Origin of the sequence: Streptomyces sp. NPDC013187 (assembly GCF_042899705.1) — a bacterium.
GTDB lineage: Bacteria > Actinomycetota > Actinomycetes > Streptomycetales > Streptomycetaceae > Streptomyces > Streptomyces hawaiiensis_A.
The window spans coordinates 171,656-198,039 of sequence record NZ_JBIBAF010000011.1; the positions used below are offsets into that span (position 1 = coordinate 171,656).

Annotated in this window: 26 protein-coding genes and 2 pseudogenes; 19 read left to right on the forward strand and 9 right to left on the reverse strand. The window is 71.1% G+C overall.

Going from position 1 to position 26,384, the window contains the following annotated elements; all coding sequences use genetic code 11:
• Window positions 1-28 precede the first annotated feature (28 nt).
• Window positions 29-1,096, reverse strand: coding sequence for an enoyl-CoA hydratase/isomerase family protein (locus tag ACFY5B_RS24440; RefSeq protein ID WP_389972502.1), 1,068 nt, complete (start codon window positions 1,094-1,096; stop codon window positions 29-31).
• A 332-nt stretch (window positions 1,097-1,428) separates the two neighbouring features.
• Between ACFY5B_RS24440 and ACFY5B_RS24445 the strand changes: the two genes are divergently transcribed.
• From ACFY5B_RS24445 to ACFY5B_RS24510, 14 genes and pseudogenes are all read left to right on the forward strand, one after another.
• On the forward strand, window positions 1,429-1,851 hold the full coding sequence (locus tag ACFY5B_RS24445; protein WP_104781710.1) for a DUF350 domain-containing protein: 423 nt from the start codon (window positions 1,429-1,431) through the stop codon (window positions 1,849-1,851).
• A 139-nt stretch (window positions 1,852-1,990) separates the two neighbouring features.
• Complete coding sequence (locus ACFY5B_RS24450) at window positions 1,991-3,955, forward strand: protein-arginine deiminase domain-containing protein (protein ID WP_389972504.1); 1,965 nt, start codon at window positions 1,991-1,993, stop codon at window positions 3,953-3,955.
• Between the two features lie 174 nt (window positions 3,956-4,129).
• Complete coding sequence (locus ACFY5B_RS24455) at window positions 4,130-4,621, forward strand: hypothetical protein (RefSeq protein WP_389972506.1); 492 nt, start codon at window positions 4,130-4,132, stop codon at window positions 4,619-4,621.
• A 165-nt stretch (window positions 4,622-4,786) separates the two neighbouring features.
• Window positions 4,787-7,492, forward strand: a complete 2,706-nt coding sequence (locus ACFY5B_RS24460) for a LuxR C-terminal-related transcriptional regulator (protein WP_389972508.1) — start codon at window positions 4,787-4,789, stop codon at window positions 7,490-7,492.
• Window positions 7,493-7,658: 166 nt separating this feature from the next.
• Entirely contained in the window at window positions 7,659-9,296 is a 1,638-nt protein-coding gene (locus ACFY5B_RS24465; RefSeq protein WP_389972510.1) for an MFS transporter, read from the forward strand.
• Window positions 9,297-9,314: 18 nt separating this feature from the next.
• A complete protein-coding gene (locus tag ACFY5B_RS24470) occupies window positions 9,315-9,851 on the forward strand; it encodes a hypothetical protein (RefSeq protein ID WP_389972512.1) in 537 nt (178 codons plus the stop codon).
• 121 nt (window positions 9,852-9,972) lie between these two features.
• Window positions 9,973-10,170, forward strand: a complete 198-nt coding sequence (locus ACFY5B_RS24475; RefSeq protein ID WP_389972759.1) for a hypothetical protein — start codon at window positions 9,973-9,975, stop codon at window positions 10,168-10,170.
• 323 nt (window positions 10,171-10,493) lie between these two features.
• Window positions 10,494-11,156, forward strand: coding sequence for an HdeD family acid-resistance protein (locus ACFY5B_RS24480; protein ID WP_389972514.1), 663 nt, complete (start codon window positions 10,494-10,496; stop codon window positions 11,154-11,156).
• A gap of 125 nt (window positions 11,157-11,281) precedes the next feature.
• Window positions 11,282-12,637, forward strand: a complete 1,356-nt coding sequence (locus ACFY5B_RS24485; protein ID WP_389972516.1) for a hypothetical protein — start codon at window positions 11,282-11,284, stop codon at window positions 12,635-12,637.
• Between the two features lie 3 nt (window positions 12,638-12,640).
• Window positions 12,641-13,522, forward strand: a complete 882-nt coding sequence (locus ACFY5B_RS24490) for a ribonuclease BN (protein WP_389972518.1) — start codon at window positions 12,641-12,643, stop codon at window positions 13,520-13,522.
• A gap of 48 nt (window positions 13,523-13,570) precedes the next feature.
• Window positions 13,571-14,038, forward strand: coding sequence for an SHOCT domain-containing protein (locus ACFY5B_RS24495; RefSeq protein WP_389972520.1), 468 nt, complete (start codon window positions 13,571-13,573; stop codon window positions 14,036-14,038).
• Window positions 14,039-14,077: 39 nt separating this feature from the next.
• Window positions 14,078-14,164: pseudogene (locus tag ACFY5B_RS24500) on the forward strand (carbonic anhydrase); the annotation flags it as partial.
• Window positions 14,165-14,356: 192 nt separating this feature from the next.
• A complete protein-coding gene (locus ACFY5B_RS24505) occupies window positions 14,357-14,926 on the forward strand; it encodes a dihydrofolate reductase family protein (RefSeq protein WP_389972761.1) in 570 nt (189 codons plus the stop codon).
• 135 nt (window positions 14,927-15,061) lie between these two features.
• Window positions 15,062-15,250 carry a hypothetical protein gene (locus ACFY5B_RS24510; RefSeq protein ID WP_389972521.1) on the forward strand — a complete coding sequence of 63 codons (189 nt, stop codon included), beginning with the start codon at window positions 15,062-15,064 and terminating at the stop codon, window positions 15,248-15,250.
• Between the two features lie 112 nt (window positions 15,251-15,362).
• Here ACFY5B_RS24510 and ACFY5B_RS24515 read toward each other — a convergent pair whose 3' ends face one another.
• The 3 genes from ACFY5B_RS24515 to ACFY5B_RS24525 are packed head-to-tail and all read right to left on the reverse strand — an operon-like array spanning window position 15,363 to window position 17,757.
• Window positions 15,363-15,608 (reverse strand): enolase C-terminal domain-like protein, encoded by a 246-nt coding sequence (locus ACFY5B_RS24515; protein ID WP_389972523.1) that lies wholly within the window; start codon window positions 15,606-15,608, stop codon window positions 15,363-15,365.
• A gap of 34 nt (window positions 15,609-15,642) precedes the next feature.
• Window positions 15,643-17,466, reverse strand: coding sequence for a thiamine pyrophosphate-requiring protein (locus ACFY5B_RS24520; protein WP_389972525.1), 1,824 nt, complete (start codon window positions 17,464-17,466; stop codon window positions 15,643-15,645).
• A gap of 54 nt (window positions 17,467-17,520) precedes the next feature.
• Window positions 17,521-17,757 carry a hypothetical protein gene (locus ACFY5B_RS24525; protein ID WP_389972784.1) on the reverse strand — a complete coding sequence of 79 codons (237 nt, stop codon included), beginning with the start codon at window positions 17,755-17,757 and terminating at the stop codon, window positions 17,521-17,523.
• Window positions 17,758-17,954: 197 nt separating this feature from the next.
• Here ACFY5B_RS24525 and ACFY5B_RS24530 point away from each other — a divergent pair, with 197 nt between their 5' ends.
• Window positions 17,955-18,527 carry a MarR family winged helix-turn-helix transcriptional regulator gene (locus ACFY5B_RS24530; RefSeq protein ID WP_389972527.1) on the forward strand — a complete coding sequence of 191 codons (573 nt, stop codon included), beginning with the start codon at window positions 17,955-17,957 and terminating at the stop codon, window positions 18,525-18,527.
• Here the strand turns inward: ACFY5B_RS24530 and ACFY5B_RS24535 are convergent.
• Entirely contained in the window at window positions 18,524-18,883 is a 360-nt protein-coding gene (locus tag ACFY5B_RS24535; protein WP_389972763.1) for an integrase core domain-containing protein, read from the reverse strand. The genes ACFY5B_RS24530 and ACFY5B_RS24535 overlap by 4 nt on opposite strands.
• A 307-nt stretch (window positions 18,884-19,190) precedes the next feature.
• On the opposite strand from ACFY5B_RS24535, the gene ACFY5B_RS24540 reads away from it, so the two are divergent.
• Entirely contained in the window at window positions 19,191-19,898 is a 708-nt protein-coding gene (locus ACFY5B_RS24540) for a 2-phosphosulfolactate phosphatase (RefSeq protein WP_389972529.1), read from the forward strand.
• A gap of 25 nt (window positions 19,899-19,923) precedes the next feature.
• On the opposite strand, the gene ACFY5B_RS24545 is transcribed toward ACFY5B_RS24540, so the two are convergent.
• From ACFY5B_RS24545 to ACFY5B_RS24555, 3 genes are all read right to left on the reverse strand, one after another.
• Entirely contained in the window at window positions 19,924-20,109 is a 186-nt protein-coding gene (locus tag ACFY5B_RS24545) for a hypothetical protein (protein WP_389972530.1), read from the reverse strand.
• Between the two features lie 325 nt (window positions 20,110-20,434).
• Window positions 20,435-20,998, reverse strand: coding sequence for a snapalysin family zinc-dependent metalloprotease (locus ACFY5B_RS24550; RefSeq protein ID WP_389972532.1), 564 nt, complete (start codon window positions 20,996-20,998; stop codon window positions 20,435-20,437).
• 81 nt (window positions 20,999-21,079) lie between these two features.
• Window positions 21,080-21,733, reverse strand: coding sequence for a LysE family translocator (locus ACFY5B_RS24555; protein WP_389972534.1), 654 nt, complete (start codon window positions 21,731-21,733; stop codon window positions 21,080-21,082).
• Between the two features lie 230 nt (window positions 21,734-21,963).
• Here ACFY5B_RS24555 and ACFY5B_RS24560 point away from each other — a divergent pair, with 230 nt between their 5' ends.
• The 3 genes and pseudogenes from ACFY5B_RS24560 to secF form a co-directional block, all read left to right on the forward strand.
• A complete protein-coding gene (locus ACFY5B_RS24560; RefSeq protein ID WP_389972536.1) occupies window positions 21,964-23,358 on the forward strand; it encodes a hypothetical protein in 1,395 nt (464 codons plus the stop codon).
• A 176-nt stretch (window positions 23,359-23,534) separates the two neighbouring features.
• Window positions 23,535-23,873, forward strand: coding sequence for a hypothetical protein (locus tag ACFY5B_RS24565; RefSeq protein ID WP_389972538.1), 339 nt, complete (start codon window positions 23,535-23,537; stop codon window positions 23,871-23,873).
• A gap of 128 nt (window positions 23,874-24,001) precedes the next feature.
• Window positions 24,002-24,950: pseudogene (secF, locus tag ACFY5B_RS24570) on the forward strand (protein translocase subunit SecF); the annotation flags it as partial.
• 4 nt (window positions 24,951-24,954) lie between these two features.
• Here secF and ACFY5B_RS24575 read toward each other — a convergent pair.
• Window positions 24,955-26,199, reverse strand: a complete 1,245-nt coding sequence (locus ACFY5B_RS24575; protein WP_389972540.1) for a glycosyltransferase — start codon at window positions 26,197-26,199, stop codon at window positions 24,955-24,957.
• Window positions 26,200-26,384: the final 185 nt, after the last annotated feature.

The following is a 26,384-nucleotide window of genomic DNA, read 5'->3' on the forward strand; positions in this document are numbered from 1 at the left end:
TGCAGTGAAGTTCGGTATGGCCCTTCCCTCAGGGAAGCAGTCGCGGCGACAGAGCCAGTTCGCGTGCATCGAGCGGGGTGAAGAAGCGCTCGACGTCGGCATCGGTGACCTCGGCCAGGGTTGTCGGCGACCAGCGCGGCCTGCGGTCCTTGTCGACGACCTGGGCGCGGATTCCCTCCACCAGGTCGGGGGTGTCCAGGGCGGCGCAGGACACTCGGTACTCCTGGTTCAGGACCAGCTCCAGGGGGCCGAGCGTCCGGGCGCGGCGCAGAGAGGCGAGGGTGACCTTGAGGGCGGTCGGCGACTTGGCGAGCAGGGTCTCGGCGGCCTCCTTGGCTGCAGAGTCACCGTGCGCGAGCAGCCGACGCACGATGTCCTCGACGGTGTCGGCGGAGTAGCCGACGTCGATCCAGTCACGTTGGGCGGCCAGGACGCCCTGCGGGGGTGTGCCCGCACAGCCGGCCAGCGCCTCCCTCGCGGGCAGCTCGGCCAAGGCGTCGAGGAAGTCCCGCAGCGAGGCCGTCGGCACGAAGTGGTCGGCGAGGCCGCACAGCATCGCGTCGGCGGCGCCGACCTGAGCTCCCGTCAGAGCCAGATGAGTGCCCAGCTCCCCGGGAGCGGCGGCGAGCAGATGGGTGCCCCCCACGTCCGGCACGAAACCGATGCCTGTCTCCGGCATGGCGATGCGGGACCGCTCGGTGACGACACGGACGCTGCCGTGCGCCGAGATACCGACACCGCCGCCCATCACGATGCCGTCCATCACGGCGACGTACGGCTTGGGGTAGCGGGCGATGCGGGCGTTGAGGTGGTACTCGTCGCGCCAGAACGCGGCCGAGGCGCTGCCGTCGCCGTCGCGGGCGTCGTCGTGGATGGCACGGATGTCACCGCCTGCGCACAGGCCGCGCTCCCCCGCGCCGGTGATGACAACGGTCTCGACCGCGGGGTCCCGCTCCCAGGCCAGGAGCGCCTCATCGATGCGGCGGACCATGGTGTGCGTGAGTGCGTTGAGGGCCCGAGGCCGGTTCAGCGTGATGTGGGCGGCGCGCCCGCTGGTGTGGAAGAGGACGGGCTCCCGTTCCTCGGTTCCGCTCATCGGAACGCCTCCCCCGGGCCCTGGGCCGCGTTGACGCGCATGTCCTGTCGGTTCCTTCCCGTTCAGGTGGAGGGCACTTCATCCGCCGTGGCCCGTGAGGAACCACCTGGCCACTGCGGACCCTACGGTGCCTGATGACCTACCCGGACGAAACGGCGGGGTGGGCGGGGCGGGACCGTAACGATTCCGAGGCCGGCCCCGAAAAAGGCTCCTCATGCCGGTGATCTCCCGGAGGACCGGGCGCCGTTCACCGTTCGGGACGTGTGCGCTACATTTTGCCTCTCTTTGACCGCGATCACTCATGATCTCTACGCTTCGGAGTTGGCACCCCCATGAGCGACATCGTCAACGGACTCGGCCGGGCCACTGCATACGGCGGTCTGGGACTGGTTCTGTTGCTCCTCGGCATCGTCCTGGTCGACGTACTGACGCCGGGAAAGCTCGGCCGGCAGATCTGGGAGGAGCGCAATCGCAACGCCGCCACCGTCCTCAGTTCCGCGCTGCTCGGTATCGGCGGCATCGTGTTCACGTCCATCTGGACGACGTACGAGGACTTCGGCAAGGGGCTGGTCTCGACCGCGGCGTTCGGGGTGCTGGGGCTGGTCATGATGGCGGTGGCGTTCCTGGTGGTGGACCTCGTCACGCCGGGACGCCTGGGGGCGACGCTGGTCGAGGCAGAGCCGCACCCCGCGGTCTGGGTGACGGCATCCTGCAATCTCGCCGTCTCCGCGCTCATTTCGGCGTCCATCGCCTGAACGACCCGCGCGGACCGTTCCGTCGGCGGCTCCGTTACCGAGCAACCCTCGCCGCACAGTGAACGCACAGCCTCTTTCCCTCCTCTTGCAGGGCGAAGCCCCTGACCGAGAGGAACCTGCTGTGCGTTCACGGAGACGTATGCGTTCGCGCCTGTACCCGGCCGGGTCGGTGGTCCTGGCCATGGCCGCCGCGGGATCGGTGCTGGCGGGGCCGGCCGGCTCCGCCTACGCCGCCGAGGCCGGGCGCGCCGACCTGCGGGCGGACGTGAACCGCGACGGGCGGGTCGACGTCACCGCCGGCAGCGACACCCGAGGCGAGGACGGCTGGTCCGTCGAGCGTGGGGCCGTATACCTGCCCAACATCGATGACGACGCCAAGCGGTGTCCGGTGACCGGGCCCGGTGGCCAGCCGCTGTCCGACGCCGAACTGGCCGCGTGCAACGACGGCTCCGACACGAAGGTCAACGGCACCGAGGACGCCGCCGACCTCGCCAGGATCCGTTCCGTGCCCCTGCCGGACCTGCCCGCCGGCGCGACCGGCAGCCTGAAGATCGCCACCGGTGGCGCGCACGCGCATCTCTTCCTCCAGCGTGCCGGGAAGTGGACCCCCGTGACATCCGGGACCCGGCTGACGACCGCCGAGCTGCGCTCCGGTGCGGAGTTCGGTGTCGAGGCCACCGATGTCGTCCGGGACAGTTCGAAGTGGGACGGCCGTGCGGTGGTCCGGCTGACGGTGACCTCCGGCCAGCTGTCGACCTCCGACGCCGTGACCCTGAGGGTCGCGCCGCTGCTGACTCAGCATCACCTCCAGGACACCCGGCAGGTGATGGTCTCCGAGGTGCAGGGCGAGGGTCCGGACAGCCGCCTGCAGCGGACGTTCGTCACCGCCCTCGAGAAGGAGGTCGAGAAGGCGGGCATCACCACACCGCTGGTCACCTTCACGAAGTACGCCGACCGCTGGGCGCAGGACTTCGTCGAACCCGCCTACGTCAGCATGACCGGGCCGGGTGGCCGGCGCCAGGTGATGCGTGTGATGCTGCGTTCCGCTCAGCCGAACCGGGACGCGGGCCGGGAGCTCTTCGAGAGGATGCGCGGCCGGGACGTCGGTGTGGTGCAGGTGACCGACCGGGCGGAGCCGGACGACTGGTCGCTCGACTCCATGGGAAACCTCGAGACGATCCCGCCCTACGCGCACGGCGGACGCTCCTTCCCGGCAGGGCGGATCATCATGGGCGAACGCAAGGACAGCGGGGGGCGTCCGTCGAAGGTGATGCGGACACTGCTCAATTCCCAGGGGCTGCAGGAACCGCTGCTGCTGGACACCTCGTGGCTTGCCGTGGGGCACGTCGACGAGTTCGTTCAGTTCCTGCCCGCCGACACGCCCCGTGGCTGGCGCATCGGCGTCGCGGACCCGCAGGCGGGACTGAAGCTGCTGCGGGACGCCAAGCGCGACGGCCACGGCAGAACGAAGATGTTCTCCGTTCCGGGCCGCGGTGACAGTCCGGCGCCCAAGGAGACGATCGACCAGGCGCTCGCCTCCCGTCACCTGGTGGCCGACAACGAGATGGCGGCGCGGCGCATCGCGGCCGACCTGGAGATCCTCAAGCGCGAGACCGGAGTCACCGACGGGGAGATCGTGCGGGTGCCCGCGCTGTACACCCGTGACTCGGAGGCTCTGACCGCCGACGGCCGGGAGATCCCCGTACCGCGCCTGACCCGCATGGGCGCCGGCTCCGACCTCGTGAACAGCCTCGGGGACCACGGCCAGCAGAAGTGGCTCGCCGGGAATCCGGCCGCGCCCCGTGCCGGGGCCGAGGCGACCGTGACGACCAGCGCGTACGTTCCCGGGGCGGTCAACGGGCTGCTCCTGACACGCGACCGTTATCTAGCCCCACGCCAGTGGGGGCCTGTCATAGACGGCAAGGACATCTTCACGCAGGCCGTCACCGCCACCTACCAGCGGGTCGGCCTGAAGGTGTCGTACATCGACGACTGGTACACCTACCACCTCGGAATGGGTGAGGTGCACTGCGGCACCAACACCCTGCGCGACGCGACCTCCGCATGGTGGCAGCGCCCGGTGGCGCACCGTAACGAGGTGTAGGCGACGAGGGGCGACGGGACGGCGACCGCCGCCGCCTCACCCGCGTCGGGTGAGGCGGCCCGTGCCGTGCCGTGGGCACGCTGATGAGGACACCGAACGGTTCGGAGCGGGGCCTGGAACTCAAGGCGTTGCCTCGCTCCTTCCGGCCCCTGAGCATCGCAAACGAGGCGCACGATGACCGCGACACACACTCAACCGGCACACAGCGCGAAGGACGAATGGGCCACCGGCCTGACCGCCTTCGCGGCTGTGATGCTCTTCCTGGTCGGCCTGCTCGACATCTTCCGGGGCATCATGGCCATCGCCGAGGACGACATCTTCGTGACGACCCGCAATTACGTCTTCGAGTTCGATCTGACCGGCTGGGGCTGGGTCCACCTCGCCCTGGGCGCACTCGCCGTGATCGTCAGCCTGGGGCTGCTCAAGACGGCGATGTGGGCCCGCGTCCTGGGCGTGGCCATCGCCGGGCTCGTCATCATCGCCAACTTCCTCTCCCTGCCGCAGTACCCGGTGTGGTCGGTCGTGATGATCGCGCTCTCGGGCTTCATCATCTGGGCCCTGTGCGTCGTACCGCGCGACAGCCTCCTCGAGCCCCCGGAGGACGCGTCATGGCGCGGGCGCGACGACACGTACCGTCCTACGGCCGCTCCACGTCCGCCCCGCTGACGAGGTTCAAGAACACTCCGCCAAGAGCCACTCTCGATCCCGCTGACCTGCCGCCGCGAGCGCAGGTCAGCGGGCTGCTGGTGCGGTCCGTCGCGCGCCTGAGCCGGAAGGCTGGGATGCTGAACGTGAACGCTGCCCATGACGTGACCCTGACCGACAGGGGTGATGAGGGCCGTGGCGGAAATCCATGAGAACGCCCAGGGACCGGCGGTCCACCTCGTTCCGGCACTGTCGCGCGCCGATCCCATGGGGGATCCGTTTCTGCGCACCCGGTTCGCCCTCCCCGCGAGGCCTCACACGTTCCTGCGTCGTCAGCGGCTCGTCGACCACCTCGACCAGGCCCTGAGGACGCCACTGACCCTGCTCGACGGCCCCGCCGGAGCCGGCAAGACCCTGCTGGCCTCGGACTGGGCGTCGGGACTGGGCCCCCCGGTCGCCTGGCTCACCTGCGATGTGGGCGATCGCCGTCCCGGGGTGTTCTGGGCCTATGTGCTGCAAGCCCTGCGGGCCTGTGGTGCACCGGCGTCCGAAGCCGTCGGGGCGCCCTCGGACGCCGCCGGTGTGGACCACAGGATTCTGTCGGCACTGGCCGGCGACTTGAACGGCCGGGATCGGCCGCTCGTCCTCGTGCTCGACGAGTACGACCGGGTGACCGATGCGACGGTCGCCGAGCAGCTGGAGTTCGTCCTGCACCACGCCGGCCCAGGACTGCACCTCGTGCTCGTCACCCGCACCGAACCACTGCTGCCGTTGCACCGCTACCGGGCGGCCGGTGATCTGACGGAGATCCGCTCCGCCGAACTGGCTTTCACGCCTGAAGAGGCCGCGACGCTGCTGGAGCTGCACGGTCTGAGCCTCCCGGTCCAGGCGGCGCGGAACCTGGTCGACCGCACGCGGGGCTGGGCCGCCGGCCTGAGCCTGTCCGCGCTGGCCGCCCGGGAGGATTCCGACCCGGAGCTCTACCTGAAGGAGTTCGAGGCGGACCGCAGCACGGTGGCGGACTTCCTGCTGGCCGAGGTGCTCAAGAGGCAGACCCTGGAGACACAGGACCTGCTGCTGCGCGTCAGCGTCCTGGAGCGCTTCTGTCCCGATCTGGCCAACGCGCTGACCGACCGCGTCGACGCCGAGCCCATCCTCGCCGGGCTGCACCGTGAGAACGCGTTCGTCGAGCGACTCGGGCACTCGTGGTACCAGCTCCATCCGCTGTTCGGGGAGATTCTCCGCGCCCATCTGCGCGTTCGCCTGCCCGGGCTCGAGCCGGAACTGCACCGACGGGCCGCGCGCTGGCTGCACCGGCACGGCTTCCTGCCGGAGACCCTCGCCCACAGCTCTGCCGCGGGCGACTGGGACCTCACCGCAGGTGCCCTCGTGGGCGATCTCGCGATCGGGCTGCTCTTCACCGGGCCGAACTCGGACGACCTGGCTCGGTTGTTCTCCCCTATGGGGCCCGGGGCGAGGAGCCCGGCCGGCCTTCTCGTACGCGCCGCGCAGGACCTGTCCCGGCACGATCTGGATCACGGCCTGGCCGGCCTGCGCCACGCCGAGGAGCAGCTCGCCCGCGCGGGGAACGACGCTCACGACGCGGCGGCCGCCCGGCTGAGCTGTGCGCTGCTGGAGGCCCTGGCCGCCCGCCTGACCGGATCTCCTCCAGAGGTCGAGAGGGCCGCCGCATCGGCCGCGGAGCTCAGGCAGGAGGTTCCGGTCCACCTCCTGGACAAGCATCCCGAACTGACCGCCCTCCTGATGACCCATGTCGGTTCCACGCTCCTGTGGGCCGGGCGCTACGAGGACGCGCGCGCCGTCCTGACCAGCGTGGCCGGCGCTCCCGGCGGAACCTCCACCGCGCTGCCCCGGGAGGAGGCGATGGGGCACCTGGCCCTGCTCGACTACATGGACGGCTGGCCCGGCCGGGCCGAGCGCAAGGTACTGGCCGCGGTGTCCGAGGCGGACCGGCCGGGCGCACCCCGGCCGTCCGGGTCCGGCCTCGGAAGGCTGGTCCTGGCCGCCGTCGCGGTGGACCGCAATGAACTGGGACGGGCACAAGCCCTCATCGACGAGGCGGCCGAGTTCCCCGCCGGGACGGCTGATCCGGTGCTGGCGGCGGGACGCTCCCTGGCCGAGGCGCGCCTGTTGATGGCCCGGGGAAAGGTACGCGCCGCTGTCGAGGCGGCGGGCCCGGCCGTCCCCGCCGCCGTGGCCTCGCCGTGGGCGCGGAGCCACGAAGCGCTCGTCACCTCGGCCGCCCACCTGGCCGAGGGGCGGCCGGACGAGGCCGCCGAAGTGCTGCGGGCCGTCTCCGGTGACCAGCCCGTGTGCGCCGTGGAGGCCGCGGCGATCCAGCTCGCGGCCCGGCGTCCCGCGGCAGCCTTCGACCTGCTGGACAGTGTCCACGCCGAGCGACGCACCGGTCCGGCGGTGACGGTGCGGGCAGCGCTGGTCAGGGCTCGGGCCGCCGCCGTGGCCGGAGACGGAGCCGCGGCCCGCAAGCTCGTGGCACAGGCGCTGCTCGACGCCCGCCGTGAGCGGCTGCGACGTCCGTTCCTGGACGCCGGAGCATGGATCCGGCCTCTCATCGCCACGGCTCCGCTGCACGATCTGGCGGCAGGCTGGCTGACACCCGCCGCGCCTGCCCAGGGCGGTCGGGCCCGGGCGCAATCGCCGCCCGCCCCACTCGTGGCGGTGGAGCTGAGCGCACGCGAGCACGACGTCCTGGACCGGGTGGCCCGGATGATGTCGACGGAGGAGATCGCCGCCGATCTCTGCCTGTCGGTGAACACGGTGAAGACCCACCTGAAGAGCGTCTACCGGAAACTGGCGGTGAACCGGCGAGGCGAGGCGGTACGCCGCGCACGCGACCTCCGGATGCTCTGAGCCCGCACCGGATCACTCGCGCCGGATCACCGGCTGCCAGGCCCGTACTTCCCCCTTCGTGGGTGAGGCGCGCGGCGCGTACACGGGGTGCGATGAGGAACAGTCGGCGACGCGTTCGCCGGCGCATGCCGGACTCCGCGCCGGCGTACCGGTCCGACTCGGCGAGGTGGACACCGTGAAGCGGTGGCGGGCTCTGATCGTGCTGGGGGCGGCTCAGTTCCTGATGGTCCTGGACACCTCCGTGATGAACGTGTCCATCAGTCAGCTGGTCGCGGACTTCGACACGGAGGTCACCGCCATCCAGGCCGTCATCACCTTGTACGCGCTGGTCATGGCCGCATTCATGCTCATCGGCGGCAGGCTCGGGGACATCGTGGGACGTCGCCGCATGTTCGTGCTCGGGATGGTCGTCTACGGCGTCGGGTCTGGTCTGACGGCTCTGGCACCCGCTCTGTGGGTCCTCATGCTGGGCTGGTCCGTCATCGAGGGGCTCGGCGCCGCCATGGTGCTGCCGGCCATGGCGGCCCTCGTCGCGGAGTCGTACCGCGGACGCGACCGGGCCATCGCCTACGCGGTCATCGGCGGGCTCGCCGGTGCGGGAATCGCGGTCGGCCCGCTGCTGGGCGGATGGGTGACGACGTATCTGACCTGGCGGCTGGTCTTCGCCGGCGAGGTCGTGGTCGTCGTGGCGGTGCTGCTGTGCCGCCGGGTGATCGCGGCGCCCACCACGAGCGGGCCGCGCCCTCGTCTGGACGTGGTCGGCGCGGTCCTCTCCGCGGCCGGACTCGGACTGGGCGTCCTCGGCGTGCTGCAGAGCAGTACCTGGGGATGGGTACAGCCCCGGAACCCGCCCTTCACCGTGCTCGGCTTCGCCCCGACCCTGTTCGTCGTGGGCGCCGGGGCCGCCGTCCTGGCCGCCTTCCGCTGGTGGGAGCGGCGTCGGGAGCACGGGAGTGCCGATCCGCTGGTGCACCTGTCCCTGCTGGGCAGACCCGTGCTGCGGTCGGGCCTGCTGACGCTGCTGAGCCAGAACCTCGTCCTGCTGGGGCTGTTCTTCACCATTCCGCTGTACCTGCAGGTGGTCCAGGGGTTCGACGCCTTCGAGACCGGCCTGCGGCTGCTCCCGGTGTCCGCCACCATGCTGGTGACCTCTCTGTGCGCGTCCTCGCTGGGGCACGTGGTGGGGCCGCGCCGGGTGGTCCGGCTTGCCCTGACGACCCTGGTGGCGGCCATCGTGTGGCTGCTGGCCACGATCGACCCGGCCATCGACGACGGGCAGTTCGCCGGCGCCATGGCCCTGCTGGGCGTGGGGGTCGGGCTGCTCGCCTCGCAGCTGGGCAACGTCGTGCAGTCCGGGGTGGGCGAGGAGGAACGCAGCGAGGCGGGAGGGCTGCAGTTCACGGCACAGAATCTGGGCTCCGCGCTGGGCACCGCGCTCATCGGATCCCTTCTCATCGGCGCGCTGGCCCACGCGTTCACCACGCATGTGGAGGAGGACCCGAGGCTGTCGGCAGAGACTCGCGAGCAGGTCGGTGTCGCCCTCGAGGCCGGGATCACCTTCATCCCCACGGATCAGGTGCGTTCGGCAGCCGAGCGTGCCGGGCTGCCACCGTCCGAGGCCGACGCCGTCGCCGAGTCCTACGCCTCCGCGCAGTTGCAGGGTCTGAAGGCGGCGATCCTGGCCACCGGCGGCGTCGCTCTGGCCAGTTTCCTCGTCACACCGCACCTGCCGGCAGCTCGCGGGAACCGTGCGCGCGCGCAGGGCGCCGATGCCACGGGCGGGGCGACGGGGTCGTCACACTGAGTTCGTGGGGAGTCGTTCATGCCCAGGACCACAACCGCCCCGGGCGGCCGCAGCAAGCGCCGGGCCGAGCGCCGGGCCGAGCGCCGGGCCGGCGCGGACTACACCGGCGGCGTCTACGGTTCCATGCTGGCGTCCTCCGTGGTGATCGGCGCCGGCTCCCTGGGCCAGTTCCCCCGGACCGAGCTGGTGTTGTTGCTGCTGCTCACCGGAGTGGCGTTCTGGATCGCGCACGTGCACGCCCAGCTGTTCGGGGCACGCCTGGCGCAGCAGGCTCCGGATCGCCGTCTCGTCTTGCACGTGTGCCGTGACGAGTGGCCCATCGTCAAAGCCGCGGTCCCGCCGGCCGTCGCGGTGGCGGTCAGCCCTCTCCTGCGGCTGGACGTCCGAGGTGCCCTTTGGCTGGCTCTGTGCGTCGCCGTGGTCGGCCAGATCGGCTGGTCCGTGGCCGCGGCACGCCGCGCCGGTGCCTCGCCACGGCTCCTGGCCGTCACCGCGTCGGTCAACCTGTTCCTCGGCCTGCTCATCATCGCTTTCAAGATTGTGCTGAAGCACTGATCCCGGCATCCGTCACCCGGCGGGTCACCTGCTTCGGGTGAGGTCCGAACCCGGACGGAGGCTCACGATGGCGGAAAGGGCGCCGTCCGCCTGTCCCGGGCATTCGTGGGAGGACAAGCTCGTGCGCTATGAGATCCGCGTCGAGGGGCACCTGTCGGAAACGCTGGCGAAGGCCTTTCCGGAGTTGCGCCATGTGGTGATGGCCGGCCAGACCGTCCTGTACGGCCACGTCGTGGACGACGCGCACCTCTACGGGCTGCTGGCGCGCTGCCAGTCGCTGGGACTGCGGGTCGTCGAGATGCGGCCGGTGCCGGAGTGACGTGACCGGCCCGCATGCCCTCTCAGCTCCTCCGATGTACCGGACGGCGTCAACTCCGCTGCCCACGTCCTGACTGACGACTCGTCGGCCCCACGCCGGGCGACTGGTTCGAGAAACCGGCGCCGGTCACCGCGCCCGCGGGTTCCCGGACGGGCGCCCCGGCGCCGTCTCGGCACCGGCGGATCACCCTTGACGGGTGACCCCGGCACCCGGCGCCGGAGGGATTCTGGAGCCGGCAGAGCTGCGCACCGTCCCTGCCACACCACTCGGGCACCGCACCCTGGCGGTCCCGAAAGGACCGATCGATCACGCGAGGAGGAGCCATGACCATGTCGCGTGGTCCGACACCGCTCCCCGGGCAGGAACACCGGCCCGACGGGGCCGTCCTTGCTCCGGCATCCGGCACCGCGTACGGGCTGGCACGGCTGGGCCGTTCATGGACCTGGCTCCTGGGCTCGGCCGTCGCGACCTTGGTCCCGGGCGTGCTGGTCCTGGTCTGGCCGGAGGCGACCCTGCACGTCCTGGCCGTTCTTATCGGTCTGTACCTGCTGGTGAGCGGGGCGTTCCGGTTGGTGGCCGTCTTCGGCCGGGAGGAACACGGCGAACGGCTGCCGGGACTGCTCCTGGCTGTGGTGTATGTCCTTGGCGGGGTGTTGTGCCTGCGCGACCCGCTGCAGACGATCACCGTGCTCTCGCTGGTCACCGGCGTCGTCTGGCTGGTGTCCGGGATCCTCACCCTCTACACGGCCGTCGTCGCCGAGGACCTGCCGCACCGCGGCGTCGTTCTGGCCGCCGCGATGCTGGGCATCGTCGCGGGGATCGTGGTGCTCGCCCTGCCCATGGAGTCGGCCCGCGCCCTGACCCGGCTGCTCGGCCTGTGGCTCGTGCTGCTCGGCCTGGCCGAGACAGCGGTTGCTCTGGCGTGGCGGGCCGCGCTCCGCACGACGCACCCAGCGGGGTCGCACGCCCCCTCCGAGGCTGCCTGAGTCAGCCCGTCGGCGCGACGGAGGCGCCGCGCCCGGTGCGGCGCCCCCACCTCCGTCTCCCGAGCGGCGACGACCTACAGCGCCCGGGGCGGCGCGCACCCGGAACCACGCGGAAGGGCACCCCCATGAACGCGCCGACCCCGGATCCGCCGCACTCCGGCAAGGCCGGGAACGCGAAACACGTCATGACGGCCGAGGAACGAGCGGAGTACGAGCGGCTGCGCCGGCACGCGGCGGTTCGTCACCTGCGGGCGCGGCGTGCCGGGTCCTCGGTCCTTCTCCTGCTGGCCCTGCTTCTCGCGCCGCCGGCCGTCGTCGCGGCATGGGTCCATGACACGGTCTCCGACACCGACAGGTACGTGGCGACCGTGGCGCCGCTGGCCTCCGCATCATCCGTGCAGAACGTCGTGATCAACCGGCTCACGGACCGTGTGGTGGACAACGTCGATGTCCAGGCGGTGACCGACGCACTCGTCCGGACCCTTCAGGACGCGGGGGCACCGCCCCGCGTCGTCGATGGGGCCGCGTCCCTCGAGGGTCCGCTGCGCAACGCGGTCAGGACCGTCGTGGACCGCACCGTCACCCGCGTGATCACCAGCGACGTCTTCCAGCAGGTGTGGGAGGGCGCCAACCGGCGCTCACACGCCGCGGTGGTGAACATGCTCACGGGTGACCGCGAGGGCGCCGTGGGGGCCGTGAACGGCACCGTCCAGCTGGATGTGGGAGAAGTCGTCGACCAGGTGCGGGAGCGGCTCGTCGACGCGGGCTTCGACAAGGCCGCGGCGATCCCGGACTCGGACCGGACGATCACTCTGTTCGAGACCGAGCAACTGGGCAAGGCACAGGACGCGATGCGGCTGCTGGACGTCCTCGGCACCTGGCTGCCCGTCCTCACCGTCGTGCTGGCCGCACTCGCCGTCTGGACCGCTCCCGCGCACCGGGTCATGCTGATGATCACTGCCACGGGCGTCGGTGTGATGATGGTGGGGCTGCTCGTCGCGCTGGCCGTGGTCCGGCGCGTCTATCTGGACTCGGTCCCGCCGGCGGTGCTGCCCGGCGACGCAGCCGCGATCATCTACGACACGTTCGTACGTTTTCTGCGCGACAGCACTCTCACCCTGCTGGTCGTGTCGGTGATCACCGCACTGGTCGCATACCTGTATGGTCCCGGGCGCCTGGCCCGTGGCGTCCGGACGGCGGCCGACCGGGGTACGACGGCCACCGGCAGAGCACTGGAGAAAGCGGGCGTGCGCACCGGTGCCACGGGACGGCGGCTGGCCGGCCACCGACAGTGGATCACCGGTGTGGTCATGGGGGCCGCAGCTCTGACGCTGGTGCTCTGGAACCACCCCGCCGTCGGAGCAGTGGCGCTCGTCGTCGGTATCGCCCTGGCCGTCCTGGTCGTTCTGGCGATCCTCGCGGCCGCCGCCGGACCGGCCGGGCCGGCGGCGGACCAGGCCGAGCAGCGGGCGGTTCCGTGAGTCATGACCGTGAAACCCGGCCTCTCCGGCAGGCTCCGCGGGCACACGGCAGCGCGGCTTGCGGCGAGCCTGCGGTCCGGAGCCACGGCCCGGATGCTGTCCCGCCTGGCGGCGCTCAACATCGTGGAGGGCTCGGTGCGGCTGGCCGCGCAGGCGTTCCTCACCGCGCTCCCGCTGCTGATGACCGTCGCGGCGTTCGCTCCGGACGGGATGCAGGACCTGCTGGCCGACTCCCTCCGGGCGGTTCTGGGCATACGCGGTGACACCCTCGACGAGCTGCGCCAGGTCTTCTCCGCGACGGGCACGACACGCAACACGGCCGGAGCGGTGAGCGCGGTGGTGACGCTCGTGTCGGCCACGGCGTTCAGCAGGGCCCTCCAGGCGGTGTGTGAGCGCTGCTGGCGGCTGCCGCGCGCACCGATACGAGCGGCCTTCTGGCGCTGGCTGCTCTGGCTGGTGGTCTGGCTCGCCTACCTCCTGTTCCAGGCGCCGCTGCGCCAGGGGTTCGGCGCGGGCACGGTGACCGGGCTGGTGCTGTCCTTGTTGTCCGCGACGCTGCTGTGGTGGTGGTCCCAGCACCTACTGCTGGGCGGCCGGATCGACTGGCGGAGCCTGCTTCCGGGAGCGGTGCTGGCCGGCGCCGGTACGGTCCTGCTGAGTCTGGCCGCGCGCGTACTCGTGCCCACGGCGATGGAGCGCAGCCTCGACGAGTTCGGTCCTCTCGGTCCCGTGTTCACGTTCCTGTCCTGGCTCATCGCCGTCTTCCTGGTGGCCGTGTCGGGCCTGGCGCTCGGCGAGTACGTCGCCTCCACCGCGTGGTACCGGGCTGCCGCACGCTCACCCGCACCGGGTGAAGCCGACCGTGTGTTTCCGGACCCAAGCTGAAGGCAGCATCCGCCGGTGGCCCGGCGAGCGTCGGGACGGAGGAGAGAAATGAGCGCGCAGACGTATCTGGCCTACGACTATCCCCTGTTGAGCGTCTTCTGGAGCATGCTCCTGTTCTTCCTGTGGATCATGTGGTTCATCCTGCTCTTCCGTGTGGTGGTCGACATCTTCCGTGACGACGACCTGAGCGGCTGGGCGAAGGCCGGCTGGCTGGTGTTCACCGTCGTGCTGCCCTTCCTCGGCGTGTTCGTCTACGTCATCGCCCGCGGCAAGAACATGGGTCGCCGTGAGATGGCGCAGGCCCGAGCACAGCAGGAGGCCTTCGACGCTCGCATCAGGCAGGCCGCCGGCAGTGAGGGCCGGTCCAGCAGCGTCGACGAGCTCGCCAGACTGTCCGAGATCCGCGACAGCGGGGCCATCACGGACGACGAATACCGCAGGGCGAAGGAACTCGTCCTGACGGGACATGCCCCAGCCGGGCAGTCGGGGTTCACCCCGCCCCCGTCCGGTCGTTGATGCCGTCGGCGGCGGTCGCACCGTACCAAGACCCTTCGCGTGCTGTTCGGGTGTTCCGGCTCCCGGGCGGCCGCCGAGATCGTCTTCGACCGAGGCCCGGGCGACCTGTTCGTGGTGCGCACCGCGGGCCACGTCGCGGGTGCGGAGGTGTGCTCGCCGAGGCAGTCGACGCGGGCCGAACCGCCGGGTGGGTCGCGCTACCGCCTGACCGATGGCAGCCAGCCACATGGGGTGGTCGTGATGAACGCCCGCGCACGGCACTGCGGCAGCACACCGGGACGTCGTACGGTCGAACCCCGTGGCCGAGGAGGACTGCCGATGCGCAGCGTGACCTATTCGATGAACGTCTCACTCGACGGCTACATCGTGGGGCCGGACGGCGGCTTCGACTGGTCCGTGCCCGACGAGGAGGTCTTCCGCTTCTGGATCGACGAGATCCGAGAGGTCGGCGTCCACCTGCTGGGGCGACGGCTGTACGAGACGATGCTGTACTGGGAAACCGCCGACCAGGACCCCTCGCTCGACGACTCGCAGCTCGAGTGGGCCGCGTTGTGGAACCCGCTCCCGAAGGTGGTGTTCTCCACGACGCTGTCGACGGTGCAGGGCAACGCCCGCCTGCTGTCCGGGGGGCTGGCGGAGGAGATCGAACGGTTGCGGGCCGAGCCGTCGGAGGGTGACCTCGCGATCGGCGGCGCGACTCTCGCCGCCGAGGCGGCGGCGTCGGATCTGATCGACGAGTACCGGACCATGGTCTACCCGGTGCTGGTCGGCGGAGGCATCCCGTTCTTCCCGCAGCGCGAACGCAGGGTCGACCTCGAACTCGTCGAGTCCCGCACCTTCGGTTCGGGCGTCGTCCACCACCGCCACCGCGTCGTGCGCCAGGACTGACGATCGCCGACCGAAGCGTCCGCGCCCGACCCCGTCGGCTGCCGATCGGGTTCACCCGAACAGCCACCTCCGCGCTGTGCCGCGGCCGCGGATGCGATGTCCTGGTCGGAGAGTCGTCCGTCCCATGGGGGAAGCATGTACGAGATGTGCCCCGGCCTCGACGAGCCCGGCACCACCTTCGTCTGGCATGTGAAGGCCAAGAACGGAACCGTGGCCCTGTGCGGCCTGCCACTCGAGACGAGCGCGGCGAAGCCGGTGGAGACGGATCGCCATTGCCCGTCCTGCATGACCTCGTTCGGCCGACTCGTCGACCAGCGCGTCTAGATCCTGACCGGCGGATCGCCATTGATCCATGTCCTCGAATGCGTCCGGGTGGGGCGCCCCGGCGTCGGGCGGTGGGCGACCACCTTTGCCGGCCTCGCCGCGGCCCTCCCCGTCAGCGCACCCGGTACCGCTCCGCGTGCTCGGTGTTCAAGGTCAGGCCCAGGCCGGGCTCGGCGGCGTGTGCGTGGGCATGGGGAGCACAGTGACCGGAGATCTCCGGGCCGCGGCCCTGGGCGAGAGCTGCGGCGCGCAGCCAGACCGCGATGCCGCCACATCGGGTGACGTCCGCTTGCCGGCAGTCGACGGCGCCGGCGGCGAGCATGTGCTCGAAGTACGGATGGTGTAGCCGTACTCGCACGGCGGTGTCAGTCGTTCCGCCACCGCCGCGTCCGTCACCGGTCCTCACCCGCTCCGGGCCGGTCCTCGCGGTGCCGGCCGCCGGGCAGCATTTCCTGCACCTTGGCCTTGAAGCCCTGACGGACCATCGCGGTGCGATCGCTGTCGCCCTTGAGCACGGACGCCGCCGCGGCCTCGATCTGGTCGAGGGACGCGTGCGGCGGGACGGGCGGCACGGCCGGGTCGGTGCGGAAGTCCAGCACGAAGGGCCGGTCGGATGCCAGCGCCGCTTCCCACGCGCTCTGTACGTCCTGCGGCTTCTCCACCCGCATGCCGTTCAGCCCGACCGAGCGGGCGAAGTCGGCGTAGGCGACGTCGGGCAGGGACTGTGAGGGGAGGAACTGGGGGGCGCCGGACATGGCCCGCATCTCCCAGGTGACCTGATTGAGGTCCTGGTTGTTGAGCACGGCCACCACCAGGCGCGGGTCTTCCCACTGCTGCCAGTACTTGGCGATCGTGATCAGCTCGGCGAGTCCGTTCATCTGCATCGCCCCGTCACCCACGAGCGCGATGGCGGGGCGGTCACCGTGCGCGAACTTCGCCCCGATCACGTAGGGGACGCCGGGGCCCATGGTGGCGAGCGTGCCGGAGAGCGAGCCGCGCATGTCCCCGCGCAACCGCAGGTGGCGTGCGTACCAGTTGGCGGCGGAGCCGGAGTCGGCGGCCAGGATGACGTTCTCGGGCAGCAGGCCGTTCAGGGTGTGGGCCACGTACTCGGGGTTGATCGGGTCGGCGTCCACCGCGGCGCGCCGTTCCATCACCTCCCACCAGCGGGCGGTGCTCTTCTCGATCTTCTTGCGCCAGCCGTCGTGCTCGGCCGGACGCAGGTGTGGCAGCAACCGCTGCAGGGTCGCGCGGGCGTCACCGACGAGGTTGACCTCGAACGGGTAGCGCAGGCCCACCATGTGCGGGTCGATGTCGATCTGGACGGCTCGCGCCTGACCGAACTCGGGCATGAACTGCGTGTAAGGGAAGCTGGATCCGATGACCAGCAGGGTGTCGCAGCCCTGCATCAGCTCGTACGACGGACGCGTGCCCAGGAGGCCGATCGCGCCGGTGACGTAGGGCAGGTCGTCGTCGAGCGCGTCCTTGCCGAGGAGTGCCTTGGCCACGCCGGCGCCCAGCCGGTCGGCGACCTCCATGACCTCCTGGCGGGCCCCGCGAGCGCCCTGGCCGATGAGCAGGGCGACCTTCTCACCGGCGTTCAGCACCTCGGCGGCGCGCTCGATGTCGGATTCCGCGGGCACCGGGGCGTAGTGCGACACGCCCAGGCTGGAGGGCACCATCTTGAAGGCGTGCCCTGGGGCGGAGTAGTCGAGTTCCTGCACGTCGGCCGGGATGATGACGGCCGTCACCGAGCGGCGCGCCATGGCGGTGCGCATGGCCCGGTCGAGCACGTTGGGCAGTTGCTCCGGAACGGTGACCATCTCGCAGAAGTCGGAGGCGACGTCCTTGTAGAGGCTCAGCAGGTCGACTTCCTGCTGGTAGGAGCCACCCATCGCGCTGCGGTTGGTCTGCCCCACGATCGCGACGACGGGTACGTGGTCGAGCTTGGCGTCGTACAGGCCGTTGAGGAGGTGGATGGCGCCGGGCCCGGAGGTGGCGGCGCACACTCCCACCCGGCCGGAGAACTTCGCGTAGCCGACGGCCTCGAAGGCGGCCATCTCCTCGTGCCGGGCCTGGATGAACTCGGGCTTGTTGTCGGCCCGGCCCCAGGCGGCGAGCAGTCCGTTGATGCCGTCCCCGGGGTAGGCGAAGACGTGCTCCACCTCCCATTCACGCAGGCGCTGCAGGAGGTGGTCGGAGACCTTCATCGACATGATGCTGACCTTTCCGGTGGTGGGGGCGTGTGTCAGGTGGTTGTGGGGGGTGGGTCAGGGGCCCGGTGGTTGTTCGATCTGGGTGCGGCAGCTGAAGCCGTCCGGGAGAAGCAGGCTGCCGGGGGCGGCCGCGTGCACGGCCGGCAGGACGCCCTGTTCCGCGACGGCCAGGGAGATCTCGTGGTGGCCGCGTTCGAAGGTCCAGTCGATGGCGATGTGCGAGTCATCGGGATAACCGTTCCTTTTGCGTGCCCCGCGTACGGGCGGGATCCTGTGCTGGGGCCTGATCACCGAGGTCTCCTCCGCCACTGCGCCGGACCCCGGAGAGCCTCCTGCCTCCGCGTACCCACCCTTGCACTCTGCAATGATGCTTTACGCGGAACATTTCGGCCGGATCCGGCAAGTCCCACCGCTTACCATTGCTGTCTGCAATGGTTCGCCCTCGAGGGCGATGACGAGATCGCCGGTCGGAGAGGTGGAACGGGACCATGGCGCGCTCCCACGCGGATCCGGATCAGGAGGCCGAGGAGGTCACCCTCGCGGTCATGGCGGCGTCCAGGCTGCTCGTCGCCATCTCCGCACGGGCCCTGGCGTCCACCGACAGCGCACTGACCCTTCCCCAGCTGCGCGCCCTCGTGGTGCTGGAGACGTCCGGGCCCGTCAAGCTCGCCACCATGGCCGCGACCCTGGGCGTCAACCCCTCGACCGCCCTGAGGATGGCCGGCCGGCTGGAGGACAGCGGCCTCATCGACCGCAGGACCAACCCCGCCAACCGGCGAGAGGTGGTCCTACGCCTCACCCCTGCGGGACGTGACGTGGTGGAGCGCGTTCTCGCGCACCGGCGCGCGGAGATTCGCGCCCTCGTGGAGCGGCTGCCCGCCGAGGCCCGCGCCGGACTCGTTCCCGCACTGGAGGCGCTCACCAGGACGGCGGACGAGATGGCCGTGGACCCCGTCGACCAGACGCGTCGCATCGCAGGCCTCGTCGACGACCCGCTCAGCCCTGCCCCGCCCGGCGCTCCTCGGAACGGGCGTGGTCGGCCGAAGGGCGAGACGGCCTAGATGTGCTGTCCGGACAGGTTGGTGACGCGGCTGGCTGGGGTGTGGCCGCCGATGCCGGTGTGGGGTCGGTGGTAGTTGTACCAGTCCAGCCAGTCGGGAAACGCTGCCTGCCGTTCGTCGACTGTTCTCCTCGGACGAGGGCGTGTTGGTGGAATCGGTCGAGGCGATCGCCACGGTCGTCCGGTTCGAGGCCCGTCGACCGCAGGGCGGGTGGCCTGTCCGGGGTGCGGGTGCTGGGTCGGCGAATACACGGCTCCTACCGGCGATTCCTCGTGATTGCCGACGGCGGGCAAGTTCGTGGTGGTGTCGTTGAGGGTGCGGAGGTTCGTCTGCGAGGAGGAGTCCTGCGAGCGCATGACCTTCGCCGAGCAAGTACCCGATCTCACCCGCAGGTTCAGGCGACGGACCGAGCGGCTGCGGTCGACGCTGGTGTCGATCGGTCTTGGGCTCGTGGGTGTTTTGACGGCCCAGCCGTGCTGACGGACTCCGCCGAAGCAGGTTCCGAGCTGGACACCGAGTGTCACGGCGGCGGGATGCCCAGCCCGGGCATCGGTCCACTGCCCGCCGGCCGCTGGAGGGTTCGAGCCACTCACACCGAGGCGGACGGAAACAACTGGGCGACTTCGGACGCGCTTCGGGTCGGGCTTGCGCGATCATGGCCGTATGAAAGCTTGTTTCGTCGGCATCGCCGAGCTGACCGAAGCCCCGTCCGTGGCCGTCGTCGTCGACGTCATGCGCGCTTTCACGGTTGCCGCGTGGGCCTTCGGCCAGGGGGCGGAGCGGATCGTTCTCGCCGCGTCGCTGGAGGAAGCCCTGGCACACAAGGCCCGGCACCCGGACTGGGTCGCGCTCAAGGACGGTCCGCCGGCTCCGGGGTTCGACACCGTCAACTCGCCCGGCCTGGTGCGGTCTCTCGACCTCGGCGGACGCACCGTCGTGCAGAAGACCACGGCCGGGACGGTCGGCGCCCTTGCGGTCAAGGAGGCGTCGCTGGTGCTGTGCGCCGGGTTCGTCGTCGCGGAGGCGACGGCTCGGCTCCTGCGGACTCGCACCCATGGCGGTGACCGGGTCACGTTCGTGGTCACGGGCGAGGACGGACAGGCCGATGAGGATCTGGCGTGCGCTCAGTACATCGCCCGGCGGGCCGTCGAGGCGGGGACGGATGCAGCTGAGTACCTCCGCCGCGCCGGGCGTTCGCGCGCTGCCGCCGAGCTGGCGCAGGGCGTGCGACAAGGAGTCCATCCCGACGACGTGGCGCTCTGTCTCGAGCTCGACCGGTTCCCCTTCGCCATGGTGGCGGCCCTGGAAGACTCGCTCATGATCCTCCGCCCGTGTGCCGTGCCTTCGCCGGCCGACGAGCTTTCGACCTGACCGCTCCACCGGCAGGCCGATCGGGTTAGTCGGCGTCCCCGACGCCTGCCCCGCCACCACCGCCGCCACCACGCCGCCGCCCGTGCGCACCCCGCCCCAGACAGCCCCACAGGAACAGGGACACGACGCCCACTCCCGCCGCTGCCAGCAACACGGCGTGCAGGCTGAGGACGTCCAGCGCGGCCAGAGCGATCAGTACGGCCGACCCCACGGCACAAGACAGGAGCGGGCTGCTGACACGCGTACGCCGGTCGCCGCATCAGCATGCCTCCCGAGGGTGCGGGCCGGCTGCGCAACCGAAGCCAGTACCACGACCGCTCCCGGTAGAACCGCGTTGCGCAACACGTCCCGCTCCCCTGCTGTACCGCACTTCGCAACGCGTCCCGCTCCAACCGCTGTACCGCACTTCGCAACGCGTCCGGCTCCCCTGCTGTACGGCACTTCCGGCAGGGGAGCCGCCGGCGCTGCCACCGCCACTGATCGACGGTGAGCCGTGCTGCGCGGCGTGGGGCCTTCCGAAGCGGGTGCGGCCCGCCTCAGTCCACGATCACCCCGGCACGCGCCACCGGGGCCCGCCCGGCGAGTGCGCCGCCGAAGTTCCCCTCGACCTCCGCCCTCTCCGCCGCGTTCGGGTACGGGTTCGTGCACGACGTGCCCGCGGTGGAGCCGGACATCAGGCTCGAGCACGGTCCGGGCTTGCGATCCGGCAGGCCCAGGATGTGCCCGAGTTCGTGCGAGGAGATGCGGATCGTGTCGTAACCCTGGTCGACGGCCTGGCGCCCGATGTACACGGTGCCGTTGCCCAGGGTGGTGGGCAGAGCGCGCGGCCAGCCGTTGTCCGCGAGGACCCGTATGTTCGCGCGTTGCCCGGCCGCGACGGGCCGCAATTCGACGGCGTCGACACTCTCGTTCCAGATCGCCGCGCCCCGGTTGACGGCACTCTTGAACTCCGCGGAGCCACTCGCGTCGTAGGTCACGACACGTGCGGCCAGAGGCCCGTCGGCCGTTGCGGGTGCAGCGGCCGCGGCCTGACCACCCGTCAGGGACACGGACACCAGACAGGCAGCGGCGAGACCGCCGGTCAGCAAACGGACGTGCATGATCGACCTCCTTGTGGGGGAAGGGCAGTCGTGCTCATGACATTCCCTAGCCCATTGCCCAGCGGGGTCCTCCCTGAACCCTCAGGCGACGGCAGCCACCGAGACGCCGATGGCGATGAACATCCAGCCGGTGGTCAGCTCCCAGCGCCGGCGGATCTTCGGCCTGGCGAGCAGGGCTCGCAGTCGCGCGGCGACCACGACGAGAGCGAACCAGTAGACGACGCCGATGAGTATGTCCAGCATGCCCAGGAAGAAGATCTGCTGCGCCATCGACCCGTCACCGTCGACGAACTGCGGTAGGACACTGAGGAAGAACAGGGCGGCTTTCGGGTTGAGCACGTTGGTGAGCAACCCCTGAGTGAAACCGCTCCGGAGACGCCCCTGGTTGTCGGGCCCGGCCTCCTCCGGGGCTTCGGACGGGGCCTCGTTCGTGTGGTGCCCTTCCCGGGCGGTCCGGCGGGCGGTGAGCACGGCCCGCACACCGAGATACACGAGGTAGGCCGCTCCCGTCAGCCTGATCCCGTCGTACACCACGGGTGAGCGCGTGGCGATCACCGAGAGGCCGGCCGCGGCGGCCAGCATGTGCACACACAGCCCGGTCTGCGCGCCCAGTGCCGCGGCTCTGCCTTTCGCAGGGTCGTCGGCAGCCGATCTGACCACCACGAGGAAGTCCGGACCCGGCACCACATACGCCACCAGCACAACGCCGAAGAAGCCGAGCAAGTCGACCGTCATCCGCCCTCCACTTCTGCGCGCGCACCGAAACCGCCCGCGGCCGGGACCCGTTGACACTCCTCGTGCACCGGTGCCGAGTACCCCCGCGCGGGTCACCCGGACAGCCCGGCCGTCGGAACCACGGGTGAACCGGAGCCAGGCACGCTTGGGCTCACCGGCGTTGACCGCGTACGCACGTCACCAGCACAATCTGCGGGCCTGCGTCAATCCGCCGGCGAACAGGGGGAAGCATGTGCGACACGTGTCCTGACCGCGAGACGCTCCATGCCATCGCGCGGAACCCGGCGGCGCCGGTCGACGTACTGACCAGGCTGCTCTCGCAGCAGGCCATCGCCGCCCGGGCCACGCTGGCCTGGCGTGCGCTGCCGGACGCGGTGGTCGACGCGATCGTCGTACATCCCGATCACAGACTGCGCTCGGCGCTCGCCGAGAACCCCTCGGTGACGCCGGAACAGCGCTCCCGGCTCATCGACGATCCCGACGCACGAGTGCGCGCGACTCTGGCCTACGGCCCCGACTGGTTCCGCGTTCCCGTCGAGCCGCTTCCGGTCGCCGTGCAGAAGCGTCTGCTCGCCGACGAGGACGCACGGGTCCGCCGCAGCGCGGCCGACTCCCGGCACACCGCTCCGGATCTGGTCGCCCGTCTCGCCGACCACCAGGACGCGAGCCTCCGGAGGGCAGCGTGCCGCGAGTGGGCCGCGCTTTCCCGAGGCACCCGCGATCGCCTCCTCCAAGACCCCGTGGAGGATGTACGCCACGTCGCCATGCGGGAGGCCTGCCGCGACGACGCGCGCCTCACCGATCTCCTGCTCGACGCTGACCCCGGCCCCTTCTCCAGGCAGGAGGTGATTCGCTACGGGGCCATGAGCACGGCGACCGCCGAACGGCTCGCGGCCGGCGGCGAGGAGTCGGACCGGCGGGAACTGGCGGCCAATCCTCACCTGCCCGTCGACATCGTCCGCAGGCTGGCCGTCGACGACGCGCACAGCGTCCGGCTGGCCGTGTCGGTCCGGCCCGAGTTGACGGAGACCGAACGGGGCGCCGTCGACATCACCATCAACCCGTCCGACCGGCTGCATCCCGTCGAATGGGTGCGCCTCTGCTCCGACCCCGACGTGCTGCGCCGATGCGCCCGGTCGGCCAACATCCTGCTGCGCCGCAGCGCCGCCTTCAGCCCGCACCTGCCCGCCGACGCCGTCGAACTCCTCTCGCGGGACGACGACTACGCCGTGAGGCTCCTGCTGTGCGAGAACCAGTCGGCCGTGGACGGCGAGGTCGTGCTGCAGACCTACTTGGACTGCCAGGTCATCACCAGGGGCGACCTGCTGGGCCACGCCAACTTCCCGCGTAAGGACGCCGGTCGGCGCTTCGCCGACGACCCGGACCCGGAGAAGAGGTGGCTGGTGGGACTCGACCCGCACGCTCCGGCCGACGTAGTGGTCCGGCTGCTCGCGGATCCCGACGCACGAGTGCGTGGCATGGCCGCCGCGCATCCCGCCCTGCCCGTCGACCTCGTCCTGAAGAGCTGCGACGACCCGGAGCTCTCCGCCCGGGCCCTGAGCAACCCCCGCCTCCCGGCAGCGGTCATGCACCAGCACCTCGACTCCTTGGGCATCCCGCGCTGACGCCGGTCCCGGAGGAGCGGAGCCGGTCGTTCACTCTCTGATGGCGCGTCAGCGCGCACCCGCGCGCTTCCCATTTCACGGCACCCGTTTCACGGCACCCATTTCACCATCAACATTTGATCGCGATACGACCTGCCCTGTTCCATGTCCACGAAATGGATACACGGGAGGCGGCAATGTCGGATCGCGTTCTCTTCTACGGCGCGTCCCAGGGGCGCGGTGTGGCCGCCGCCATCGACGACGGCAACCACATCGGAGACCTCACGGTCATACCCGCGGGCAGCTTCGCCAAGGACTGGACGGCTTTCACCGGACTGAGCGGCGACCGCATCCTCTTCTACGGCAAGACCCAAGGCCGCGGAATCGTCTGCTCCATCGACGACGACAACCACATCGCGGACGTCACCGTCATCCCCCCGGGCAGCTTCGCCAAGGGCTGGACAGAGATGAGCGCTCTGCGTCCGCAGGGCAGTCATCTGCGAGTCGGTCGTGCCGCGGAGGAGCACCACGTCTGACTCCGGCTAGGAGGATGTCGTCCAGCGAGGGGCTGTTCCGGCCCAGGCGGACTCCCATGCCGTCAGGTTGTGGTGCTGGATGACGCGGTGGGCCGTGCCGTAGGCGACGGCTGCCGCGGCGGGGACACCGTCCGGGCGTACGCCGCCGCCCCGGTCTCACCGGCATCGCCGGGACCGGCGCGGTCCGCGACCGCCTCACCCGCCGCAACCCGTTCCTGATGCGCCGTCCGCGCCGCCGGCTCGCCACCTCCGCGGCTGTGCTCGTGCTGGCCGGCTCGGGCATCGCGGTGCGCGGCGTCGATCTCAGCGTGGAATTCACCAGGGGCCGCCACATCGAGTACAGCACCAGCAGCCCCGTCGATCCCGGCCGCGTGCGTGCCGCCCTGGCCGACGCCGGATTTCCCCGGGCGGTCGTACAGTCCTCGGGCGACACGGGTCTGACGGTGCGTACCGATCCACTGACCGACGCCGGGGAGGCGGAGGTCACCGGCACTCTGCGCGACCTCGACCGCCGGGCGGACAAGGTCCGCGACGAACTGATCGGTCCCAGCCTCGGTGAGGAGCTGCGCCGAGGAGCGCTGATCGCACTCGCCGTGGGCCTCGCGGCCCAGTTCGTCTACCTCGCGGCACGCTTCCGCTGGGTGCTGGGCTCGGCCGCGGTCGTCGCGCTCGTCCATAACGCGGTGATCCTGCTCGGGGTCTTCGCCTGGCTCGGCAAGCCGGTCGACGGGGTGTTCCTGGCAGCCCTGCTGACCGTCATCGGCTACTCCGTGAACGACTCCGTCGTCCTGTTCGACCGTGTGCGGGAGCTGGTGCGGCGCAGCTCCGGGGCGCCGTTCCCCGGCCTCGTGAACGAGGCGATCCTGCAAACGCTGCCCCGCACGGTGAACACCGGCATGGGTGCGGCGTTCATGCTCACCGCGCTCGCCGTGCTGGGCGGTTCCTCGCTCAAGGACTTCGCCCTCGCGCTGCTCGTCGGTGCTTGTCGTGGGGACGTACTCCTCGGTGTTTACCGCCGCTCCCCTGGCGATCCGGCTGCGCCGCCGCTTTCCGCGAGTGGAGCCGTCCCGCCGGTGACCGGTCACGGCGTGAGCCGGTCCAGCGCGGCCAGGACCGGTGCCACGCCGTCCTCTTCGGCCAGGCCACGGGCCAACTCCTGGGCGCGGAGGCGGTGGTGCTGACCGTTCGTGGCGCGGCGCAGGGCGGAGGCCAGTGAACCGGCGGTGAGGTGCCGCAGGGGGACGGCGCACGGTGCCGTCCCCAGGGCGACCAGACGCGCCGCCCAGAACCCGCCGTCGAACTGCACGGGTACCGGAATCGTGGGGATGCCCGCGCGCAGGCCGGCGGCTGTGGTGCCTGCTCCGGCGTGATGGACCACGGCGGCGGTACGGGGAAACAGCAGCGCGTGCGGCACGTCCCCCACGGTGATCACGTCGTCGTCGCCGCGGGCGGCGAGACCCGCCCAGCCCTGCTGGATGATGCCGCGCAGTCCCGCCGTCCGCAGCGCACGCACGATCTCGGCGCTGAGGCGCTCGGCATCCGGCACCGTCGCACTTCCCAGACCTACGAACACCGGTGGGGGCCCCGCGCCCAGGAACTCCTCCACCGCGCCGGGCAGTGCGCGGGTGTCGTGCGGCCACCAGTACCCGGCGACCTCCAGTCCGGGGCGCCAGTCCTTCGGGCGGGGCACCACCCGTTCGCTGAAGCCGTGCAGCACGGGCCAGTGGGCTCGCTCGTGGGCCCGGCGGCCGGCGGAGGGGCCGCGCAGGGCCATGCCGTGCCGGGTGCGCAGCCGGTGCACGGCCTGGGTGAAGACCCGGTCGACGGCGGCGATCACGGCTCGTCCGCCCAGGTGGTTGCCCACCGCGCCGAGTGATCGTCCGCCGAGCATGGGCGCGCCGAACTCGCGCGTCGGATGCTGGGGTTGGAGGAACAGGCCGAGGCTGGGGAGGCGCAGTCCCTCTGCGATGGCGCGGCCCAGCGGTGCGACGGCTCCCGCGGCCAGGACGATGTCCGCGTCGCGGGCCGCCTGGACCAGGGCGTCGGTCATCTCCTCGGCCGCGGACCGGGCCATCGACACGGCACGCAGCAGCTTGCCGAGACCGGTGGTGCTGGTGTGCAGATCGCGGCCGCGCTCGGAGTGCGACACGGCGTGCGGGTCGACCGGGGTCGGGTGGAAGCGCACCCCCGATCCGGCGGCCAGGGGTTCGAACAGGCCGTGGGTGGCGAGCGTGACCTCGTGCCCGCCGCGTACCAGCCCCGCGCCCAATCCGGTGTAGGGCGCGACGTCGCCGCGCGAACCCGCCGTCATGATCACCACGCGCATGGGTTCCAGTCTGGACCGGCCGGGCGGATGACACGGGGTACATGGCCGCACGTGGACGAAAATCGCCGTTGCGGGTGTATCTCCGGCCGGTTCTCACCGTGGGGTGTCCAGGCTGTGGAGGAGGCGGGCGGCGGCTCGGCGCAGTCGCGCGGACGCGTCGCCGGTGAGGGTGGTCAGCCGGTCGT

Excerpts from the sequence above, each read along its gene's own strand:
- ACFY5B_RS24470 (WP_389972512.1), top strand. The coding sequence starts at position 9,315 with ATGCCCAGGACCACAACCGCCCCGGGCGGCCGCAGCAAGCGCCGGGCC.
- ACFY5B_RS24530 (WP_389972527.1), top strand. The coding sequence starts at position 17,955 with ATGGCGCGCTCCCACGCGGATCCGGATCAGGAGGCCGAGGAGGTCACC.
- ACFY5B_RS24485 (WP_389972516.1), top strand. The coding sequence starts at position 11,282 with ATGAACGCGCCGACCCCGGATCCGCCGCACTCCGGCAAGGCCGGGAAC.
- ACFY5B_RS24445 (WP_104781710.1), top strand. The coding sequence starts at position 1,429 with ATGAGCGACATCGTCAACGGACTCGGCCGGGCCACTGCATACGGCGGT.
- ACFY5B_RS24575 (WP_389972540.1), bottom strand. The coding sequence starts at position 26,199 with ATGCGCGTGGTGATCATGACGGCGGGTTCGCGCGGCGACGTCGCGCCC.
- ACFY5B_RS24455 (WP_389972506.1), top strand. The coding sequence starts at position 4,130 with ATGACCGCGACACACACTCAACCGGCACACAGCGCGAAGGACGAATGG.
- ACFY5B_RS24560 (WP_389972536.1), top strand. The coding sequence starts at position 21,964 with ATGTGCGACACGTGTCCTGACCGCGAGACGCTCCATGCCATCGCGCGG.
- ACFY5B_RS24450 (WP_389972504.1), top strand. The coding sequence starts at position 1,991 with ATGCGTTCGCGCCTGTACCCGGCCGGGTCGGTGGTCCTGGCCATGGCC.
- ACFY5B_RS24555 (WP_389972534.1), bottom strand. The coding sequence starts at position 21,733 with ATGACGGTCGACTTGCTCGGCTTCTTCGGCGTTGTGCTGGTGGCGTAT.
- ACFY5B_RS24535 (WP_389972763.1), bottom strand. The coding sequence starts at position 18,883 with ATGCGCTCGCAGGACTCCTCCTCGCAGACGAACCTCCGCACCCTCAAC.
- ACFY5B_RS24490 (WP_389972518.1), top strand. The coding sequence starts at position 12,641 with ATGACCGTGAAACCCGGCCTCTCCGGCAGGCTCCGCGGGCACACGGCA.
- ACFY5B_RS24440 (WP_389972502.1), bottom strand. The coding sequence starts at position 1,096 with ATGAGCGGAACCGAGGAACGGGAGCCCGTCCTCTTCCACACCAGCGGG.
- ACFY5B_RS24565 (WP_389972538.1), top strand. The coding sequence starts at position 23,535 with ATGTCGGATCGCGTTCTCTTCTACGGCGCGTCCCAGGGGCGCGGTGTG.
- ACFY5B_RS24520 (WP_389972525.1), bottom strand. The coding sequence starts at position 17,466 with ATGTCGATGAAGGTCTCCGACCACCTCCTGCAGCGCCTGCGTGAATGG.
- ACFY5B_RS24540 (WP_389972529.1), top strand. The coding sequence starts at position 19,191 with ATGAAAGCTTGTTTCGTCGGCATCGCCGAGCTGACCGAAGCCCCGTCC.
- ACFY5B_RS24460 (WP_389972508.1), top strand. The coding sequence starts at position 4,787 with ATGAGGGCCGTGGCGGAAATCCATGAGAACGCCCAGGGACCGGCGGTC.
- ACFY5B_RS24550 (WP_389972532.1), bottom strand. The coding sequence starts at position 20,998 with ATGCACGTCCGTTTGCTGACCGGCGGTCTCGCCGCTGCCTGTCTGGTG.
- ACFY5B_RS24505 (WP_389972761.1), top strand. The coding sequence starts at position 14,357 with ATGCGCAGCGTGACCTATTCGATGAACGTCTCACTCGACGGCTACATC.
- ACFY5B_RS24510 (WP_389972521.1), top strand. The coding sequence starts at position 15,062 with ATGTACGAGATGTGCCCCGGCCTCGACGAGCCCGGCACCACCTTCGTC.
- ACFY5B_RS24480 (WP_389972514.1), top strand. The coding sequence starts at position 10,494 with ATGACCATGTCGCGTGGTCCGACACCGCTCCCCGGGCAGGAACACCGG.
- ACFY5B_RS24495 (WP_389972520.1), top strand. The coding sequence starts at position 13,571 with ATGAGCGCGCAGACGTATCTGGCCTACGACTATCCCCTGTTGAGCGTC.